We start from the raw sequence: 3,435 nt of genomic DNA on the forward strand, positions 1-3,435 counted from the left end.
TGACCGGGGCGAAGTCGTAACAAGGTAGCCGTAGGGGAACCTGCGGCTGGATCACCTCCTTTCTAAGGAGCATTAACATAAGTATTCTAACACAATCCTTATGTTCAGCTCTTTACCTTAGATGACACGCACCAACACTATTTAACTTTCAGGAACATCTTCTACTTCATACAGCAAACCTCTTGCTATACTCACTAACCCAATTTTCCTTTTCTTTATACCCCAATCTAATTTTTCTTAGAACCGAACTTACATAAACGAATTTAATTTCTCCGTTTCCCAATTTCCTTGTTAATGTTTGAACCACTGACACAGCCAAGGGAGAGATGAAATGAGAACTCTGGTGTTTGTTGCAACGTTCCTCTTTTTAACGGGGCTTGGCAGCGTAGACGCGAAAATTCTTTTTGTTGATGGCTTTGAGCAGGATAAGATTGGCGAAGAACCATCGAGGTGGGAACACCTTAACTTTAACTCGGGAAACTCAAAAATCCTTATTGAAAAAGACCCTGCCGATCCGAAAAATAAAGCCGCTAAAACCACTGGTATCGGGCTTTACATCCCGAAAGCTGATGGAAGAGAAGAATGGCGGGATTACATTTGGGATTTTGACTGGTTATGGGAAAATGACAGTTTTGTAGGCACGGTTTACAGGGTGGAAGGCGGGCTTAAAGGGGCTGAATCTCATTATCATGGCAGCCGCCGCACAGGCGGATCCAATATTCAGATTTATACGCGCAATGCTGGTGCTTGGGCGCTACTTGGAACCGGGCAGTTTCCCAATGAAAACAACGTCTGGTATACCCATCGACTCGTTATGAAAGGCGGACAACACCAGATGTATCTCAGGAAACGGGATGAAGAATTACCGCCCGCGGATTGGCATCTTAATGAGAAGCCTATCGTAGAAGTTGATAATGACACTTTCAAAACGGGTCCTGTTGGTATGATGGGAATTACCTCTGGGGTCAGTTACTTTGATAATATGGTTGTTGTCGAAAGCATTGCCGATATTGATAAGGTTCGTCCTGTTTCACCTCGTCTTAAGTTAGCAGCGACGTGGGGAGCAATCAAAGCCCAATTTTAACAAATTAATTTGACAAATCTTCTTTTAGCGTGTATACTTAATAGTGCTTGTTGACAAACGAAAGCGGAACCGTTTTTTCGCGAACATCTCTCCTTTTTTAAGGCATTCCTTGTGGGCTTATAGCTCAGACGGTTAGAGCGCGCGCCTGATAAGCGCGAGGTCCCTGGTTCGATTCCAGGTAGGCCCACCTTTTTCTTTCTCTCTTTCTATCCACCACGCTTTTACCATCACTCTATAACTCTATTTCATTCATCCATCCATGCGCTTTGGAAGTTGGATAACGCTTGTCCTTCACCGGTCAACCCAACCGACATGGCAGGCCCCTTACATCAAACTCACGTTAGTGAAGAAAAAGCAGAAGATTGGGTTATAACATATTGATGCTCCAGATCAAATACCGCTGTATCAGCACGCTAAGGCTTGCTGGCAAGGTTTGAGACTTCTGTAGGAGGGATCTCCGAATCCCGACTCCCTCTTCTGTGAAGGAATTTCCGCGTCGCGATGCCCGGCACAAACGAACAGAAAACTGAATGGTTCTGAGTAAAAGCGTTTGCATTTGCTGAAAAACGGTGAAACTGGTAAACTTGTAGAGAGAGGAAAACCTGATGCTGACAACACTCATCCGCCGAGAACTCCTTGACAATCTCATGACATTCCGGTTCGCTGCAGCCATCTTCATCACGCTTTTGCTGGTGGTCGCGAATACCGTTGTGCTCCTCAAGGACTATGAACAACGCCTAACCGCTTACAACACGGCTACGCAGGAAAGTCACCAGAAATTACGCAACGAAAAAGCCTATTCCGATTACTATGAAAAATTAGTTGTCCATCGTCCGCCGAACTCTTTGAGCATTTTCAATCTGGGATTGGATAAGCAGGTGGGGAACGAAATTTATGTATACCACGCATTCGTGCCAACAATTTGGGATGCAAAGAAGCACGGGGCGGATAATCCGTTTCTCAATCTCTTCAATTCAATTGATATCGCCCTTGTGTTTCAGGGAGTCCTGAGTCTCCTTGCGCTGATTTTTGCTTATGATGCGCTCGCTGGTGAACGTGAACACGGGACGTTACGCCTCGTGCTGACGCATCCAGTCCGGCGCGGATACATCCTATTTGCCAAGTACATCAGCGCAATGCTCTGTCTACTTGTGCCGTTATTGATAAGTCTTCTCCTGTCCATCATTTTGCTGACAACCTCCACTGCGATTTCCTTGAACACGGGTGAATTTCTGCGCATCGGCGGGATTGTCCTGACATCGCTTCTTTATCTGTCGCTGTTCTATCTCATCGGCTTATGCATCTCCGCAATGACGCCTCGAACCAGTACCGCGCTCATGCTTTCCATGTTTGTCTGGGGATTCTTAGTCCTTGTGTATCCAAATCTAATTCTTACCGCAGTTGACATCGCCCCGCAGCCGAGCGAACAGATCTCTGTCTATAATCAAATCAAACAGATATGGGAAGAATTGGATAGAGAGAATAAGCAGCTTCTTCGCAATGATACCGTCCTCGGTCCCCTGTCGCGTAACGGTGAAGATTGGGGATTTCGCTTGAAAGGCGGTGAATATGCTTTCGATGAGAGTGAAGACAAACCCTCAATATTACTCTATTTCTACCAAACCGGATTCTATGCCGGAAAAATTGGAGCAGAATCTGAGCCACACATACCACACGTACAAAATTATTACCGCTCCTACCATAGAGAGGTTATCAATACCGTCAACCGCGCGTGGCTTGTCCGTCAACCCGCATTGAACGCTATCTACATCCAACCCGCGAATCTCGGTCGAATGCTGTTAAAGTTTTCACCTGTCGGGGTGTATGATGCGGCAACAGAGGCATGGGCAGGTACCGATTTAGAGGGAATTCAAGACTTTTTCAACGCCGTTCAACGTTACCGACGCGCAGTCCTTGACTATTTCGATGACGAAAAGATATTTGAATCGCGACAGTGGTTTGCTGCCGACAAAGGCACAGCTGACTGGGACGCACTCCCTCGATTTTCCTTTCAGAGAAGTGATATAGGCATAAATGCAAAGCGAGCGTTACCAGATTTATTCCTACTGTTGACGATTAACCTAATCCTATTTACAATAATATTTCTGATTTTCATCAGGAGTGAGGTATAAGGCGGTTGTCGGTAGGGGTTGCTGCGTAACCCTTTCAGTTATCGGTTATCAGTTAAGGGGTGTGTATGTAAAATCCTTTCAATTGCCGCAGGATTTAACTGATGACTGAAAGCAGACGAAGTCTGCGTACTGACAACTGAAAACTATAGTGTCCATTAGAATTAAAAAGACATTTTTTGTATTTTGTAATAGAATGTGTCTATTATGGCATATTCAACA

2 protein-coding genes, 1 tRNA gene and 1 rRNA gene are annotated in these 3,435 nt (G+C 45.2%); all 4 read left to right on the top strand.

What is annotated here, in order from left to right; genetic code table 11:
- Positions 1–62, top strand: a 16S ribosomal RNA gene (locus J4G07_22270); the annotation flags it as partial.
- A gap of 269 nt (positions 63–331) precedes the next feature.
- Positions 332–1,084 carry a hypothetical protein gene (locus tag J4G07_22275; GenBank protein ID MCE2416712.1) on the top strand — a complete coding sequence of 251 codons (753 nt, stop codon included), beginning with the start codon at positions 332–334 and terminating at the stop codon, positions 1,082–1,084.
- 113 nt (positions 1,085–1,197) lie between these two features.
- Positions 1,198–1,271 (top strand) — tRNA-Ile (locus J4G07_22280).
- Between the two features lie 418 nt (positions 1,272–1,689).
- Positions 1,690–3,216: an ABC transporter permease subunit gene (locus J4G07_22285; protein MCE2416713.1), complete on the top strand. Its 1,527-nt coding sequence runs from the start codon at positions 1,690–1,692 to the stop codon at positions 3,214–3,216.
- Positions 3,217–3,435: the final 219 nt, after the last annotated feature.

The sequence above is a fragment of the Candidatus Poribacteria bacterium genome (assembly GCA_021295715.1).
Lineage (GTDB): Bacteria > Poribacteria > WGA-4E > WGA-4E > WGA-3G > WGA-3G.